Source organism: Parabacteroides sp. FAFU027 (genome assembly GCF_022808675.1).
GTDB lineage: Bacteria > Bacteroidota > Bacteroidia > Bacteroidales > UBA7332 > CAXXIC01.
In genome coordinates this window covers 35,708-50,348 of sequence record NZ_JAKZKV010000013.1, presented here as the reverse complement: position 1 = coordinate 50,348, position 14,641 = coordinate 35,708, and the positions used below count along the sequence as shown (strand labels likewise).

General features: G+C 40.0%; 16 protein-coding genes. 4 read left to right on the top strand and 12 right to left on the bottom strand.

Going from position 1 to position 14,641, the window contains the following annotated elements; genetic code table 11:
- The 4 genes from MLE17_RS16165 to MLE17_RS16150 all read right to left on the bottom strand — a co-directional run bounded on the left by MLE17_RS16165 (position 1) and on the right by MLE17_RS16150 (position 5,024).
- On the bottom strand, positions 1 to 582 hold the full coding sequence (locus MLE17_RS16165; protein WP_243349763.1) for a hypothetical protein: 582 nt from the start codon (positions 580 to 582) through the stop codon (positions 1 to 3).
- Between the two features lie 4 nt (positions 583 to 586).
- Entirely contained in the window at positions 587 to 1,105 is a 519-nt protein-coding gene (locus tag MLE17_RS16160) for a hypothetical protein (RefSeq protein WP_243349762.1), read from the bottom strand.
- A 53-nt stretch (positions 1,106 to 1,158) separates the two neighbouring features.
- Positions 1,159 to 2,340, bottom strand: a complete 1,182-nt coding sequence (locus MLE17_RS16155; RefSeq protein WP_243349761.1) for a thioredoxin fold domain-containing protein — start codon at positions 2,338 to 2,340, stop codon at positions 1,159 to 1,161.
- A gap of 176 nt (positions 2,341 to 2,516) precedes the next feature.
- The gene (locus tag MLE17_RS16150) at positions 2,517 to 5,024 is read right to left on the bottom strand and encodes a zinc-dependent metalloprotease (protein WP_243349760.1); all 2,508 of its coding nucleotides are present in this window, start codon (positions 5,022 to 5,024) and stop codon (positions 2,517 to 2,519) included.
- A gap of 355 nt (positions 5,025 to 5,379) precedes the next feature.
- Between MLE17_RS16150 and MLE17_RS16145 the strand changes: the two genes are divergently transcribed.
- The 3 genes from MLE17_RS16145 to MLE17_RS16135 all read left to right on the top strand — a co-directional run bounded on the left by MLE17_RS16145 (position 5,380) and on the right by MLE17_RS16135 (position 8,189).
- Positions 5,380 to 6,177 (top strand): threonine/serine exporter ThrE family protein, encoded by a 798-nt coding sequence (locus tag MLE17_RS16145; RefSeq protein WP_243349759.1) that lies wholly within the window; start codon positions 5,380 to 5,382, stop codon positions 6,175 to 6,177.
- Between the two features lie 2 nt (positions 6,178 to 6,179).
- Entirely contained in the window at positions 6,180 to 6,695 is a 516-nt protein-coding gene (locus MLE17_RS16140; RefSeq protein WP_243349758.1) for a threonine/serine exporter family protein, read from the top strand.
- A gap of 795 nt (positions 6,696 to 7,490) precedes the next feature.
- Positions 7,491 to 8,189 (top strand): carbonic anhydrase, encoded by a 699-nt coding sequence (locus tag MLE17_RS16135; RefSeq protein ID WP_243349757.1) that lies wholly within the window; start codon positions 7,491 to 7,493, stop codon positions 8,187 to 8,189.
- Positions 8,190 to 8,430: 241 nt separating this feature from the next.
- On the opposite strand, the gene MLE17_RS16130 is transcribed toward MLE17_RS16135, so the two are convergent.
- The 6 genes from MLE17_RS16130 to MLE17_RS16105 form a co-directional block, all read right to left on the bottom strand.
- The gene (locus tag MLE17_RS16130) at positions 8,431 to 9,036 is read right to left on the bottom strand and encodes a hypothetical protein (RefSeq protein WP_243349756.1); all 606 of its coding nucleotides are present in this window, start codon (positions 9,034 to 9,036) and stop codon (positions 8,431 to 8,433) included.
- Between the two features lie 28 nt (positions 9,037 to 9,064).
- Positions 9,065 to 9,832, bottom strand: coding sequence for a Tim44 domain-containing protein (locus tag MLE17_RS16125; RefSeq protein WP_243349755.1), 768 nt, complete (start codon positions 9,830 to 9,832; stop codon positions 9,065 to 9,067).
- An 81-nt stretch (positions 9,833 to 9,913) separates the two neighbouring features.
- The gene (locus MLE17_RS16120; RefSeq protein ID WP_243349754.1) at positions 9,914 to 10,717 is read right to left on the bottom strand and encodes a hypothetical protein; all 804 of its coding nucleotides are present in this window, start codon (positions 10,715 to 10,717) and stop codon (positions 9,914 to 9,916) included.
- Positions 10,718 to 11,052: 335 nt separating this feature from the next.
- A complete protein-coding gene (locus tag MLE17_RS16115; RefSeq protein ID WP_243349753.1) occupies positions 11,053 to 11,295 on the bottom strand; it encodes a hypothetical protein in 243 nt (80 codons plus the stop codon).
- Between the two features lie 187 nt (positions 11,296 to 11,482).
- On the bottom strand, positions 11,483 to 12,256 hold the full coding sequence (locus tag MLE17_RS16110; RefSeq protein WP_243349752.1) for a class I SAM-dependent methyltransferase: 774 nt from the start codon (positions 12,254 to 12,256) through the stop codon (positions 11,483 to 11,485).
- A 327-nt stretch (positions 12,257 to 12,583) separates the two neighbouring features.
- Positions 12,584 to 12,805 (bottom strand): Nif11-like leader peptide family natural product precursor, encoded by a 222-nt coding sequence (locus MLE17_RS16105; RefSeq protein WP_243349751.1) that lies wholly within the window; start codon positions 12,803 to 12,805, stop codon positions 12,584 to 12,586.
- Between the two features lie 326 nt (positions 12,806 to 13,131).
- Between MLE17_RS16105 and MLE17_RS16100 the strand changes: the two genes are divergently transcribed.
- Complete coding sequence (locus MLE17_RS16100; RefSeq protein ID WP_243349750.1) at positions 13,132 to 13,824, top strand: prolyl oligopeptidase family serine peptidase; 693 nt, start codon at positions 13,132 to 13,134, stop codon at positions 13,822 to 13,824.
- 61 nt (positions 13,825 to 13,885) lie between these two features.
- Here the strand turns inward: MLE17_RS16100 and MLE17_RS16095 are convergent, their stop codons facing one another.
- Both MLE17_RS16095 and MLE17_RS16090 read right to left on the bottom strand, forming a co-directional pair.
- A complete protein-coding gene (locus MLE17_RS16095) occupies positions 13,886 to 14,263 on the bottom strand; it encodes a VOC family protein (RefSeq protein ID WP_243349749.1) in 378 nt (125 codons plus the stop codon).
- Between the two features lie 133 nt (positions 14,264 to 14,396).
- Complete coding sequence (locus tag MLE17_RS16090; RefSeq protein WP_243349748.1) at positions 14,397 to 14,630, bottom strand: hypothetical protein; 234 nt, start codon at positions 14,628 to 14,630, stop codon at positions 14,397 to 14,399.
- Positions 14,631 to 14,641 lie beyond the last annotated feature (11 nt).

The following is a 14,641-nucleotide window of genomic DNA, read 5'->3' as shown; positions in this document are numbered from 1 at the left end:
TTATCTTTTAGACGGTTTTCTTTCTATGAATCTTTTAGTCTGTTCATTCCATACCCAAATCTGAGGATGACAGTAAATGCAATCATCGAAAAAGCCTGATGAATCCGGAGGGTTTACGATTATCATGTAACTATCTTTCCTGTATTCATAACCTAATTCTGAAGTTGGACCGTCATATACTTTTCCCGTTTGAAGATCAACGATAGCACTACTCTTGCAAGGTGATCCGCATCCCCAAAATACGAAGCAATAATGACCGGCGAAGTTAACTCCTTTTGCCTGGTAAGTCTCGCTGATTCTGGTCTTATATCTCCGTGCTGTAATATTACTTTTGAAATTGATCTGAGCTTTAATACCTTTGAATGAGGATTTCACTTTAAAGTCCCTAAATGAGATATAAGGCTCAAAACGGGTTGCTGTGTAATTTATCTTTGTCCGGTCAATAGTTGTATCGCCCAGTATAATTACCTGATTGCTCTTCCAGATGGTATCCGTGTCATTCGTACGTCTGTCCGGTATTTCGGGGAAAATTGATATTGAAATACCAATAAGACAGAGTGAAAATAATATATTGTATTTCATGAGATTATCGAATTGGTGTCCAGTTTTGATCTGCATTTCTTTTTACAGGTCCGATATTCCCAAGGTCAATCGTAACGGCATTATCGGAATCCTTAAAATCATTTATATCCCAGACCAGACATATAGCGATCAATAAATCTTTTCTTACATCAGAATTAGCGTTGATATAATATTCGTCTCCTTTGAAAACCTTAATTCTGTTTTTACGTATTTCAGCAATCTGTTCTTCTTTATTGAATATTGCCAACTTAAGTCCTTGCTGGTGATGAATTTCGTATATACCTTCTGGAATTTTTAGTACAAAGTAATCATATAGCAGAGATTTTCCTTCAATGGTAAGATTAGAACCACTTTCGTACTCGATTTCATATGTTGGATGAAACAAGGTTATGTTCTTTGTTATTCTAAATTTCTCGATATTGAAAAGATCTGCTACCTTGATCTTTTTTTGAAAGGAGAATAATATTGATTCCGCTCTGCAGATAAGAGATTCATCTTCTCTGATGTCATATTTATCAGTCAAGAAAGAGAATTTCTTTTGGTAATTGTGAGATTCATACTTATTCGGTTTTGATGCTATTTTCTTTTCCTGAAATGCTCCAACTCTTTCAGATATGAATCGTAATCAGCACTTTTTGTTCCATTTTTTACAGCCAGTTCCTCGTAAAGGATTGCTTCCTTCTCCTTGTGTAAATCATACAGGATATGAGCGTAACAGTCTGCGTATTTGCTATTTTCTGGACTTGCCTTAATGCATAATTCTGCCCAACCGAGTGCCAATTTCAACGCTTTTTTGTCTTTGTATTTCATGTAATTTGAATAAACAAACAGACTTGCCGAATGATATTCATCTGCTGGTATATCTGAATTAGCAAAGTATATTTGGGCTTTCAGGAGAAAGTCTTTCCAGCTATCTTTATCTGCTTTTCGATATTCATAATAAGCCATAGCATTATAGAAATCGTTACTTTCTTTGTTTTGTTTAAATATCTCAGGAGCTATTTCTTTGAACCAGTAATATTTAGCCGAATCAGATTGGTATTTATCCATCATTTGTACAATCATTTGCACGACATCTTTCTTTCCGATCTTTGCTTCTGTTTTTTGTAGGTTATTTATATAGAAATGAAACATAGGTGATTCAATATTATTATCCCAACTTCTGAATAAGTTCCACGTATCAATAGAGTATTTCTGTTCATCACTTATCCGGTTATAATATTGATCCAAGAGTTTACGCGGATTTTCCATTGACATTGTAAGTCGGAAATATTGAAATAATGTAGCCGGATTCAGGTCTCCATTGGCTATTTTGTCCTGATATGCTTTCAGGTTTTTAGTGCTATCCAGAGCTACTTTGCCCAAATCGATAAACCACGAAAAACCTCCCATCAACTGGCCAATTGCCCGGTGGATAATTTCTCCTTTTTCATTTAGGTATATAAAGTCGGGTGTTCCTTTAACATTGAATTGCTTACAGATTTCTTTATTGCTTTTAGATTGGATATAGACGCTCATACAAACAAAGTGTTCATGATAATATTCACTCACTTCTTTTTGAGAGAATACATCCTGCTTCATCGAATGTTTCTTATTCTTTTCGTTCCGATCGAAATAGAGCAATAATTTTTTGTGTTTTTGTTTGGCAATGGATAATGCAGCATCCAAAGTCGTGTCGTTGATAAAACTGATGGTGCTGTTTTGTGAAAAAGCAGAAATAGAGAATAACAACAAAAGAGTAAAAAGTAGGTGTCTCATAATAATAGCTATAAGCGGAATGATAATTATTCTGTCATGGTAGATTGGGTATTGGACAGAAAGTTGAATGATTGGACATTGTAAATCCTGGAGATTTAGCAACTTAATCGGTCACGCCCGGGTACAATGAAATACTAAAGGCATGACCGATAAGAAGCAAATAGATATTGATGTTTTTACTTTCGTTTGTTGAGGATGACCCCAATACGCTCGCTCAGGTCTTTGTAGTGGATACGAGTCATGGCATCGGAGCCAGAGGCAGAAGCTGCATCGATTTTGCTTTTGAGGGATGCCAGATGTACTTTTACGATTGAGGGAACGTCTGTTTTGGCGACACTCTCGTTGATCATGGGAGTTCCGCCAATCTCATTTGTCGTTGTGAATACGGCATTGAACAGCTCGTTGACATAAGCCTTTTGCAGACTACGGCGATAATAATCCACCGGTTTACGGGTAGAGAGCTCTTCGTAGATGCATTTCTCCAGATCAGTCAGGTATTCATTTACCGAATAGGCTTTAGATGAAGAACCGGACATCTCAGACAAGCGGGTCAGCAAGGATGCACGTACCAGACTGGAGATATAATATCCGGCGCTGTTGCTGAAGTCGCGGTTCGTAGATGATGAGACCTTATTACTAAAAGACGGATTAGCGATCCAGTTGGGCGTATGGAAGAAATTACGGTTGAGGAAGTCGATAGCCTCTTTTGATTTATCTTTAGGCATATTGCCATACACATCTCCTTTTTGTTCGATGCTTTTGATATTGATATATTGACCACCGATGTTGTTGATGACATGACCGATATAGGTGAAATACTGTCCTTTCAGTACGCTGTACATATCGGTCAGGTTTTTATATTGGTCTGCCTCTTCTTTTGTCCATTCAGGAAGGCGCACAATAATTTGTTTCAGGTTACGAATACCATATTCATCAGCTTTCATATTGTCATCTCCAAGGTCTTCGGTAAGACAACGGGTGTCGGACCACATTTCACCACTTCCAAACCACAACCGTTTGTTGGTTGCCAGACTGTCAATGACGATCTTATTCAGGATCTTGCGCTCCTCTTCTTCGTCTTTTGCATCAGGTATCGGTCTATAGCCCCATTGGATGGCCCACATGTCGTAGTCGCCGATACGGGGGAAGAGACCGGCACGACCAACGTGATCTTCGGGTTGTGCAACATAGTTAAACCGGGCATAGTCCATGATGGATGGAGTATGACCGTATGCTTCTACCCATTTCCTATCGCGTAACTTTTCCACCGGAACGGTGCTACTTGAGCCCATGTTGTGGCGAAGTCCCAAGGTGTGTCCGATTTCGTGTGAAGAGACAAAGCGGATCAATTGTCCCATCAACTCTTCATCAAATTTCATTTTGCGGGCAGTCGTATCGCTCATAGCAGCCTGTATCATATACCAGTTGTGCAACAGGTTCATGATATTGTGATACCATCCGAGGTGGCTTTCGATGATTTCGCCACTGCGGGGGTCGTGTACGTGAGGTCCGTAAGCATTATTTATCGGTGAAGCAAAATAGCGGATTACCGAGTAGCGTGCATCTTCGAGACTCATGGTAGAGTCATTCTCCGGCCACTCTTTACCCAGGATGGCATTCTTAAATCCGGCACGTTCAAACGCTTTTTGCCAGTCGTTTATACCTTGTATAAGGTAAGGGCGCCACTGTTTGGGAACGGCGGGGTCGATATAGTAAACGATTGGCTTCTGTGGTTCCACCAATTCACCGCGTTTGAATTTTTCCATATCCTCCGGTTTGGGCTCAAGTCTCCAACGGGTGATGAATTTGGAGTTCTCCACCTTTTCCTGATGGTCAGAGTAAAAAGAATATTCATCGGCAAAGAAACCGACACGTGGGTCGAAGAGCCGTTTACGCATCGGTATTTTAGGCAATAGGATAAAAGAGGTGTTAAGCTCAACAGTGACGGCTCCGGTCTGGTAACCGCCCGGCACCATCATCATACGGTTGCCCATGGATGAGGTATTGGCGTTATAAGTTTTCAGTGTGCGTATCTCCGTATTGATCGGGTAAGTGGAGATGCGTTGGATGTAGGAGCGGTCACCCGCCAGGCCGGTGAGATTGTACATCTGTTTCACTTGTTGCGGGACAGAGATACTTTGGTTATCCCCATTAAAGAAGTCCGTTACATCAATCACGGCATTTCCTTTAGGAGAAAGCGTTTTGATTTCAAACGCGGCAATAATAGGGTCGGTATTGGAGTTTTTCACCGCCTTACTGATGGCATGGGTAGAGTCAGCTTTATTGATCAGGATTGAAACGCGCAGTAAAATCTTTTTATTGGGAGCTTTTTCCCAATACATGGTCTGTTCGTTGACCTCTTCCCCCGCATAGAAAGATACACCGGCCGGGGTCTTAGAGAAACGGGTGATGGCCAGTATTTCCCTTCCCAAGATGGAATCGGGAATCTCGAAGTACCACTTAGTATCGACTTTATGGACGGTAAGTAGCCCCTCCTGACTCACCGCTTTGGCGGTGATAATCTCTTTGAAAGGTTTGTAAAGTGGCTCTTTGACCTCTTTTTTCTTAGCCGTATCGGCAGCTGCAACCTGTTTTTTATGCTTTTTGCCAAATAAGGTGAAGTGCTTGCACGACTGGGTACCCAAAGCCAGAAGCAGCAGAAATAGAATTGATAATTTTCTCATGTGTGATTATTTAAGTGTGTCAGATTCTTTGGAACGTAATGCTTTAATGGTAAATGTTTAAACGAAATCGAATGAGAAAGGAATGGGAAAAGTAAGATATCTCCCGGATGCTGCAAATTTAACAAAATATACTAATCATCGAGAACGGAAAAAGGAAATAATATATTTCATTTCTCATTCCGTGAGCTAAAAAAACTTCATTCAATAATTCCGGGAATATTACACATTAATCAAATCTCACCTGACTCCGAATGTTTTCATTGTAAATTGGAGAAATGGTGGTTAAATGCAGGATGTGTCAATATCTGCATTTCTGTCCTATCTTTGCATATTGAAAACGTAAAACGATTCATAAATGAATTCATCAACCCTTCAAATAGACGAACAGGTAGATGCCTCCGACTTTGCCGACTTGTCGTTGGATATAGCCACTACGCTATTGGCTTCGGGTGCACATTGTGGACGTATCTCCAACAACCTGAACCGAATGGCAAAGCGTTGGCATTTTGATGTGCAGTTGCAACTCTCATTTATCGGTGTGGTCATGAATGTAACCAGCCAGACAGATCCGTTGCAGACAATCACCCGGTATCGCACCACACCGCCCCATTTTGTCCATCTGAGACTATTGACCGAATTCAGTCGCCTGACCTGGAAAGCAGCTGACGGTGATCTTTCGTTTCAAGAGGTAAAAGAGGAGACGGCACGCATCAAAAATATCAATCACTACAGCTATTTGTCAATTGCCGTGGCGGTGGGAATATCGTGTGCCTGCCTCTGTCTCTTGCTCGGAGGAAGTCTGATGGACGGAGTCATTGCCTGCGTGGCCGCTTGTGTCGGCTCCATCGTTCGAAACTTTATTTCGCAACATAAATTCAACCCCCTGATGTCATTTGTCATCGCGTCATTTGTCACAACCATGATCTCCGGCGCCAATATGATATTGGGATGGGGGACAGCGCCTGAGGCCGCACTCGCTACCTCCGTACTCTATCTGGTACCGGGCGTTCCGTTGATCAATTCATTGATAGACCTGATTGAAGGACATCTCTCTTCGGCCTGGAACCGGGCGCTTTTCGGCGCATCTATTCTGTTGTGTATCGCAGTGGGAATGATCCTGAGTATTTCATTATTGGGTATAAATAACTTTTAGCCATGACCGAACCGTTGATTTTACATATATTGCTTGACTTCGGACTCGCTTTTGTAGTCGGGTTTTGCTGGGGGATCCTCTTTGGTTCTCCTAAAAGCGTCTTATGGGTGGCCGGTCTGTTGGGAGCCCTTGGACATAGCCTTCGCTTCGTCATGTTACAGGCCGATCTTGGACTTATATCGGCCACAATGATAAGTTCCATTACCATCGGTCTGATCGGTATCTATTGCGCGCAAAAGGTGCATCATCCGCCGGTGGTTTTCACCATGCCTGCCTTTATCACTATGATTCCCGGACTATACGCTTACCGCACTATGCTGGGGTGTATCAAACTAACCGATCCGACTATCCTGCAACGCAATCCAGGGATCATCGGGGAGATTGGATACAACCTGATGCTGACCATGTCGTTGTTATTTACCCTTGCGATCGGGATTTCCATTGCTGCACTGTTGTTCAGAAGTAAGAGTGTCCGCGAAATCAACTTTGGGAAGAAACCGAAGAAAGAAGGTAAATGATATTGTTGGGAAATAGCCATGCTCATTAAAGAAAATCATTTTTAGGGTAATGTCATATCGGGAGTGTTCATAATCAGATGGTAGTAGCCTCACGAGAGGTGGTAGAAGAACAACGATAGCCGGTCGCAGCTTTACGATAGGTGGTAGTAGAATCACGACAACCGGTAGAAATATTACGAGAGGTGGTAGAAGAACTACGATAGCTGGTCGCAGCTTCGCGATAGGTGGTAGTAGAATTACGACAGCCGGTAGAAACATTACGAGAGGTGGTAGAAGAACTACGAGAGCCGGTCGCAGCTTCACGATAGGTGGTAGTAGAATTACGATAGGTGATAGTAGCTTCACGAGTGCCAGCAGAAGGATTCGGATAGATGATAGAATGGTAACTGTTTTTTATTATTTGAGTAAATGGGCCGGGGCAATATTACTTTTCTTTTGACCTTCAAACAGGGAAAATGACCGGAGATGAATTAATTATTTTGAGTCAGGGTTGCGTATTTCAACCGGATTTATGACCTTTGCGCCCCGAATTCAACAGGGATTAGTTACAATATTCTATCTATTCCGGGAATAATAGATATTAAAAGCATTCTCAACCACGCATATTCAATAAGCCTCCCGATTCCAAAATGTCATTTTGCTACCGGCCGACTTTACTGGTGTTTTACCCGAACTGACTATTTCTGAAATATAAGGAAATAGCAGCTATTACCGCTCTTTATTGAACATTGCTGGGATGTGATGCCATCTGAAACGATGCATTATCCTTTTTCAAATCAATAAATATTCAACAAAATGAAAAGACTAAAAACTCTACTCTTGGCATGCCTTGTCCTGAGCGTAGCCCTCTGTAATGCTGCGGAAAAGAAGCAAAACACTCCGGCCGTAGTAAAAAACAGCATCCACAAGATCGCCCGTGCCGATATTCAAACTCCCGACGATGCGATTCTGGAATTGAAAAACGGAAACAAACGTTTCTTGCAGAACAAGCCTGAGAACACTAACTACAAGGAACAAATTGAGCAAACCAAAGGGGGGCAGAAACCTCTTGCAGCTGTCCTTACTTGTATGGACTCGCGTGTACCGCCGGAAATTATCTTTGATCAGGGAATTGGTAATGTATTCTCTATCCGTGTGGCAGGAAACATCGAAGATGAAGATATCCTGGGCAGTATGGAATATGCCACTGAACATGCAGGTGCAAAAGTGATCGTGGTGTTGGGACACACGCATTGCGGTGCCGTAACCGGTGCTGTTCAGAATGTAAAACTGGGCAATCTGACTCACTTGCTGGAGCACATCCGGATTTCTTTGGCAAACAATGTGGCCGGTGATAAGGTTGTCGATGAAACGGCTAAAAACAATGTAAAGCAGACTATCAAAGAACTATACGAGAAGAGTGAGATCCTGCACGAGATGGTGGAGCAAGGTAAGCTCAAAATAGTTGGCGCTTTATACGATATCGAAACCGGAAAGGTTGCTTTTATGGAGTAATCACCTATAAGGTACTAATCTGAACATAAATCAACAGGCTGTCTCACGTTCATTTTGAGGCAGCCTGTTTTATTTAAGGATGAACGGGAAGTTTTAATCTTTTAAGTTCATCTTCAGTTGAATTGTTGTATGTATTAAAACAGAGTGTATCTCCTGAAAATATTTATGGTAAATGCAATTCAGATTTTTACTGAAAGGATACACTTAGTCATCAGCTGCCGTACATAGGAAATCATTTCCATTATTCGCCTTTTTTCTTAAGCCTGAGTAAAACGACTGTGTCATAAATAGTCATAGTCAGGCCCAGTGCGAAACAAACCCAGAATCCCCAAAGCCTGGTCTCGTTTACTATATTGAATCCATTTTTTGAAATAGAAAACATAATCAGGGCAATGATATTAATCAGGTGAAAAATGTTGTTGTAGTCTTTGCATTTTATGATTAGACTAATGATCCATAATATATATGCAATAGCCAGACTAACTCCTAATTGCCAGTAAAAAGACATTTCTATTAAATAACCGATTCCTGTATATTTCCCTTTAGGCCTGAGTAATATATTCAGGACTTTCGATTTGGCTGATAATTTTTCGGTTAGGGTTGAGTCATGATCAGAAGTATATGACTGGGTTACTATCATTGCAGAGTCGGTGTTTGCATCAGAAACTTTATCAATTATATGATCTGCAAGTTTATCTACCTGTAAGGCAACACCTGTTGAATCAGCGGGAATATTACTCGCTGGTTCAGCTTTCTTTTCAACACATCCTTGAGGGAAAAATGGGAGAAGAAAGGTCAATAGTAATGCTGTTTGCAGAAGAATAGAAATTCTTTTTTGTGTTTTCATAAATCTTTGGGCGTATGAAGTTTCAGAATTAATTTTCACTATAGATTGGCGATTTCAGTATTTCCCGTAGTCCCACCTGATTTGTAATGTCTTCAAGCAACCATTTGTTGTTTACGCGGATAAAATGGTAGAAGTCTTCAAACTCAGTAACCTTTTTCCTGACATTTTGAATTACCTCTTCCGTCTCTTCATCTATGGTATAATCCTGGATGGTTCCGAAAATATATGCAGTAAAGCGATCTTTGTTATTGTCGGTATAGTCTTCACAACCTAAGATCTTTACCTCCTCGATCCGAACATGGTTGAGCATGTTGATCTCTTTTCTGGATTTCATTTCATCCAATATCTCCTGTAGTTGAACTGTTAGTTCCGGAGTCAGTTCTGATATAATTCTTTCAAGCTCGTTCTTTTCCCAGGCTACCTGCATTTTATAAAACAGATCAGATGCCAGGGATTTCATATTTTCGACGTTCCAGAATGAATCAGTTTCACATATTTGCTCAAGTATTTGTGTGGTTTGACCTTCTTTTTTATGAACGGAATACATTCGGATGCAATATCTGACAATTAAGACCAGGAAGAGTCCAAGTATGGAATAACCACCGATCATAAACCAGGTCCAGTCTCCGCCACCTCGCAAATATCTCATGTAATAAAAACTACGGCTAAATCCACCGCCATATCCTCCATGAAAACCACTGAATCCGAATCCACCAACGCCACGAGCAAAAAGGGCATTTGTCGTGATTATCAAAAATAGAGTAAGAGAATAACGATTAGGTAAGTGGTTTATCATGAGGCTTTAAATTTGAATATAATCGATATTTATGCGATTACTTTAAATCAGTTCTCTATTCCGATAATAAGTGCTTATGGCTTATTCTAGTTTGATTGTAACTTCAGCGATTGAATTAACGCCCATGTTTTTGATTTTAGCTGGAATCCATTTGGTATTTTCAACAGTGTTCTTCGCTAAATTCAGCAGATAAAGACGATGTTTTAGGTTATAGCCGTGTTCATTTGTTTTTGAATCATTAAAAAGAAAACTGAAGCTTTTCACTTTAGCTACACCTGTTCTGTCAATATATATAGTTAGATAAATGGCAGCATTTGATTTTTGATCCCTTTTATATCGATAATCTTTCGGATATTTGACTTTACTGTTGAATACTCTTTGAAGAGCACTATGATTATATGATTCATCGATGGTATCTCCCGGAAAGTAAGCTTGTGTATCCCAGTCATCATTAAATCCTGTATTTTCAAAAATATTATCTGGATGTTTTGTGATATACAGACTATCAGCTTTGTATAAAAGAGAGTCTATGAAGTTTCGACCATATTTTTCATCAATTTTCTCCTTCATAAGCTCGCAATAACAATGGTCATTATAGAACTCATGTCTTATGTCTGGTAATATCTTATCTTGATATTTAATCTGATATTTCCTTAATAAACTATCCATCTCTTTTTCGGGTCTTAAAGGAATACAGAGAGGACCTCCAATATAATTGCAATATACAAGATTGTTATTCCGAATGTCTTCTTGGGCTAGCTTAAGTTGATTAATACATGCTGTATCAAAAGGATTTACCCTGTAAAGAATTGATATTTTGTTTCTGCTGTTACATGAAATAAATAGTATTGTAATGAAAATAAGTAGTAAAGGGTAAGCTTTCATACATTATTATGTTTTGTATGGAACAGATATTAGAATAATCAATGTCTGTTTTTATCGTATTAACTATCGGTTTTTTTATTGAGAATAGACCCAAAGGTACTGACTAAAATTAAATGTCAGTTTAGAATTGCATTTGTTTTGCCTCTCAGTTTATTCAGATTATGTCTGTTTTGATTAATGAATGGGTTTTTAGAAATAAAAACAGGCTTTAGTTCAGGTGATATGATATATCTTACTCCAAACTGATTTCAGAAACTAGTCAGGATAAAATAAGAGGTCATTTCTGATTGAACGCTGTTATAAGCTTAAGGGTAACCTTCTTCATCTGTTTAGTGTCACCCGAAGTGGCAAGATGCTGTTTTGCCTGATTGACCAGTTTGTTCTGTTTGAGTATAATAGTTGAACCCATCGTCACTCAGGGCGAAGCGTAATTGTTCGCCATTAGGAGTGTTATTGGAAAAAAATACAAAGAGATAACTGCTGAAGGGGGATTTTTTCTTGTCCTGTGCATTTACATTCATGCTCAAACCAAACAGTAAACAAACCAGAGTGATTCTGGTAGAAAAGCGGGTTGTCATGTGATAGTGTGTGTTTAAGTGTAATTTATACACAAAGATAGATGTTTATGTCTAAATATGAATTTCAGCGATTTATCTGCATCCATATTTACTCTGTTTTATTAAATGCCGGAGAGAATAAAACATAAAAAATCCGGCTTAAACATTCCCGGAATGTTTAAGCCGGAAGGAGCAGGTGCTTTATTGTTTAAATCTTCTTTCCGATGTAGAAGACATATCCGTAATACGCTTTGTATTTGTCGTACAAATTAGCCTCCTGCCGTTGGTAGGAGACTAGCTCTTCAGCTGTTTTATTTCCCGGATATTTATTGAGGAAAGCCTCCTGTGCTGCAACTTGCGGTGCATAGAAGTGATCTGTCCAGCAATTTTCAGGCAGGATGAAAGTGGCTACAGGGATATATCCCGATTTTTGCATCTGGGCGACTTTGTTGGGTATTGTATCTATTTCCGGATAAGCTTCTACCCAAAACCGCTCAATCTCTTCGGGGTGTTCTTCGGTAAACCAGGATGCTTCCGTAACTGCGATATATCCGCCTTTTTTCAGGAACCTTCGCCATTCATTTAATCCCCGTTCGAAGCCGATATTGTAGATGGCGCCTTCCGACCAGATTAAATCCAACTCTTCGTCCTGAAATGAAAGAGCACACATCGAACCTACGATTCCCTTTACTCTGTTTTGAAGATTGTGTTTAGCGGCATTGGCATTAAATAGGTCGATAAATGCCGGAAACAGGTCGATACCCGTAATCACTCCGGGTGCATGTTGTGCCAGTATCATTGTTTGGCCTCCGGTACCGCAGCCCAGGTCAGCAATACGGGAATCATCTGTCAGGTTATCAATAAAACCTATTGCATCAATCGTTACTTCAGGGCTTCCGGGTCCTTGCCGTTCCATTCCGGAGAAGTATTCGCAGATCAGATTGACGTCAAATTCATGAATGGATTTATTATCGTTACTCATGGTGAAAAGATTTATATCGTCAATTGGATAACCTCATATTGAATGATAAAGGTTGTTTTGTCACAATGCCTGTCATTCTAAACATTTGATGTTTACTCATAAAACACAAAAAGGGGGGCATTTGATTTTTTCTCAGGAAAAGAAAAACGGATAGCGGGGTAGAGGTAGATAGCTGAAAAACGGAGATGTCCCAAAAGCCGGAACTATTGAATTGAAAGCAAAGTGTTCGTATTCAGGTATCTATACCTTTGCTTCATTACATTCAATTCAGGCCTTTGGGACAACCTCTTGTTTTTTCAATTGGAATTAATAAACGGAAGAAAAGCCTTATTTCAACCAGATGCTTTTTTTAGGAGGGTTGCCGTATGACTCAAACATGTCCCCGTTTTCTTTCAGGACCTCTTTGAGTTCAGATACAGTGAATTCATATCCGTCAGCAATCGCTAATTCGACGAATTTTTCTTCTGACAATGCATTATCATACTTGATACGGTACTCTTTGTCACTTCCTCCTTTGATGAGTAAATCTTCTACACTTTGTTTTGACATATCGCGCTATTTATTTGTTGTTGTTTCATTGCAAAGATATGCATAATAACACAATGTGCAAATTTAATATAGCAAAATGCGTTATACAAGTGTTTTTATATTGACAAAGCGCATTGTTTTGTGTTGTTTGTGTGTGAAAATGATATATGGGTGTTTGTTGGTGGCAGAGAGATTTAATATCCTGTTATTCCAATCTTCAAAATGTCAGATTCACCAAACAAAACCTAAAAAACTACAAACAGGTAGCCTTTGATTGTGCCGTTTTGAAACAAAATGCCTATCTTGAGCTATCAATTAATCTTAAAGTCAAACCAAAACGACACTTTATGCGTCTATTATATATCAGTATTGTTCTCTTTTTTCTACTTCCCGTTTCCTTGCTGGCTGCTGATACGGAAGCCGTTGAAGGAAAAACAGCTTACCCTTTTTTAATTCATACTCCTGAAACTTCTTCTGTAGAAAAACAACCTGTTTTTATCTTTTTGCACGGACGTAGCCTGTGTGGCCACAACCTGGAAAGAGTGAAAAGATATGGCGTTTTGTATGCCATGGATAAAGGCACGGACGTTCCGGGTATTGTAGTGGCTCCTCAGGCACCCGGAGGTTGGGATGCCGATAAAGTGATGGAAGTGGTGGACTATGTATTGAAAAACAATCCGAATGCAGATGAATCACGTATCTATGTGTGCGGTATGAGCCTGGGCGGATATGGTACGATGGAGGTTGCAGGGAAATATCCCGACCGGATTGCTGCTGCGGTTGCTATCTGCGGTGGTGGTAATATCTCAGAGGCTGAAAATCTGGCCAAAGTTCCCATCGAGCTTTTTCATGGTACTGCTGACCGGATTGTTCCGATTTCTGAATCAAGAAAGATCATGAAGGCCATAAAGAATGTAGATGAAAATGCAAATGTCACCCTGACTGAGATTAAAGGAGGTACTCACGGTAGTGTGGAAAGATTGTTTCATCAGCCTGATATTTATGAATGGTTACTTCAACATACGAAGTCAAAATCCTGAAAAGAAGATATAACATAAAAAAAGCATCCCTGGTGGATGCTTTTTTTGTATAGAGAAGTCTCTATTTCACGGTTTCATCAATTTCGATAATCCCGAACGTATTATTATCCGGGTCAAGAAAATATCCTTGCCAGCATCGGTTGGGGACTGCAAACTTGGGCATAGCCACTTTTCCGCCTGCTGAAAGAATTATTTCTGCCGTCCGGTCAAAGTTTTCCACCTCGATGGAGCAGGTAAATGCATTTGTACCGCAAGCCTGTGGAGGTAGTTCAGCCGACCTTTTCAACATTCCACCGTATAAACCTGGTGTCTCGATATGATAATATTCAATGGGTGCATTTTCGATCTTAATGAACTTCCACTGAAAAACCTTTTCATAAAACTCCTTTTCCCGTTGAGGATTGGAGGATTGAATCTCAAAATATCCGATTGCATTCATATTGTTTTTGTTTTTGGTAAAACCAGATAGATAAACAACAGGAGTGGAAAAAGGTTTTGGAACCCGACCGGATCAATCGAATTCTATCCAGTCGGTTTTGTTATCTGAAGGGTTATTGAAAACGATAGTATATTCAAAGGCTGAATATTTTCCGGTACTCTTCTTCCAGGTAGGAGAGAGTTATTTCACTCTGGTACTTCCCGTGAATGCTCAATATCCTTTCGCTTAATTTAAAAGCATACTCAATCATCTGCTCATCCACACCTATAACAGTCAAAACCAGCGGGTCTATTGAGATGTCTTTACCTTCGTGAATAAAAAGTTTAGCTGATTCCGGTTCATGAAAATATACATATTCTTTTCCCATGACAGTAGTAC

Bases quoted from the DNA above. Each gene is read 5' to 3' on its own strand.
- MLE17_RS16165 (WP_243349763.1), bottom strand. From the start codon at position 582: ATGAAATACAATATATTATTTTCACTCTGTCTTATTGGTATTTCAATA.
- MLE17_RS16155 (WP_243349761.1), bottom strand. From the start codon at position 2,340: ATGAGACACCTACTTTTTACTCTTTTGTTGTTATTCTCTATTTCTGCT.
- MLE17_RS16150 (WP_243349760.1), bottom strand. From the start codon at position 5,024: ATGAGAAAATTATCAATTCTATTTCTGCTGCTTCTGGCTTTGGGTACC.
- MLE17_RS16145 (WP_243349759.1), top strand. From the start codon at position 5,380: ATGAATTCATCAACCCTTCAAATAGACGAACAGGTAGATGCCTCCGAC.
- MLE17_RS16140 (WP_243349758.1), top strand. From the start codon at position 6,180: ATGACCGAACCGTTGATTTTACATATATTGCTTGACTTCGGACTCGCT.
- MLE17_RS16135 (WP_243349757.1), top strand. From the start codon at position 7,491: ATGAAAAGACTAAAAACTCTACTCTTGGCATGCCTTGTCCTGAGCGTA.
- MLE17_RS16130 (WP_243349756.1), bottom strand. From the start codon at position 9,036: ATGAAAACACAAAAAAGAATTTCTATTCTTCTGCAAACAGCATTACTA.
- MLE17_RS16125 (WP_243349755.1), bottom strand. From the start codon at position 9,832: ATGATAAACCACTTACCTAATCGTTATTCTCTTACTCTATTTTTGATA.
- MLE17_RS16120 (WP_243349754.1), bottom strand. From the start codon at position 10,717: ATGAAAGCTTACCCTTTACTACTTATTTTCATTACAATACTATTTATT.
- MLE17_RS16115 (WP_243349753.1), bottom strand. From the start codon at position 11,295: ATGACAACCCGCTTTTCTACCAGAATCACTCTGGTTTGTTTACTGTTT.
- MLE17_RS16110 (WP_243349752.1), bottom strand. From the start codon at position 12,256: ATGAGTAACGATAATAAATCCATTCATGAATTTGACGTCAATCTGATC.
- MLE17_RS16105 (WP_243349751.1), bottom strand. From the start codon at position 12,805: ATGTCAAAACAAAGTGTAGAAGATTTACTCATCAAAGGAGGAAGTGAC.
- MLE17_RS16100 (WP_243349750.1), top strand. From the start codon at position 13,132: ATGCGTCTATTATATATCAGTATTGTTCTCTTTTTTCTACTTCCCGTT.
- MLE17_RS16095 (WP_243349749.1), bottom strand. From the start codon at position 14,263: ATGAATGCAATCGGATATTTTGAGATTCAATCCTCCAATCCTCAACGG.
- MLE17_RS16090 (WP_243349748.1), bottom strand. From the start codon at position 14,630: ATGGGAAAAGAATATGTATATTTTCATGAACCGGAATCAGCTAAACTT.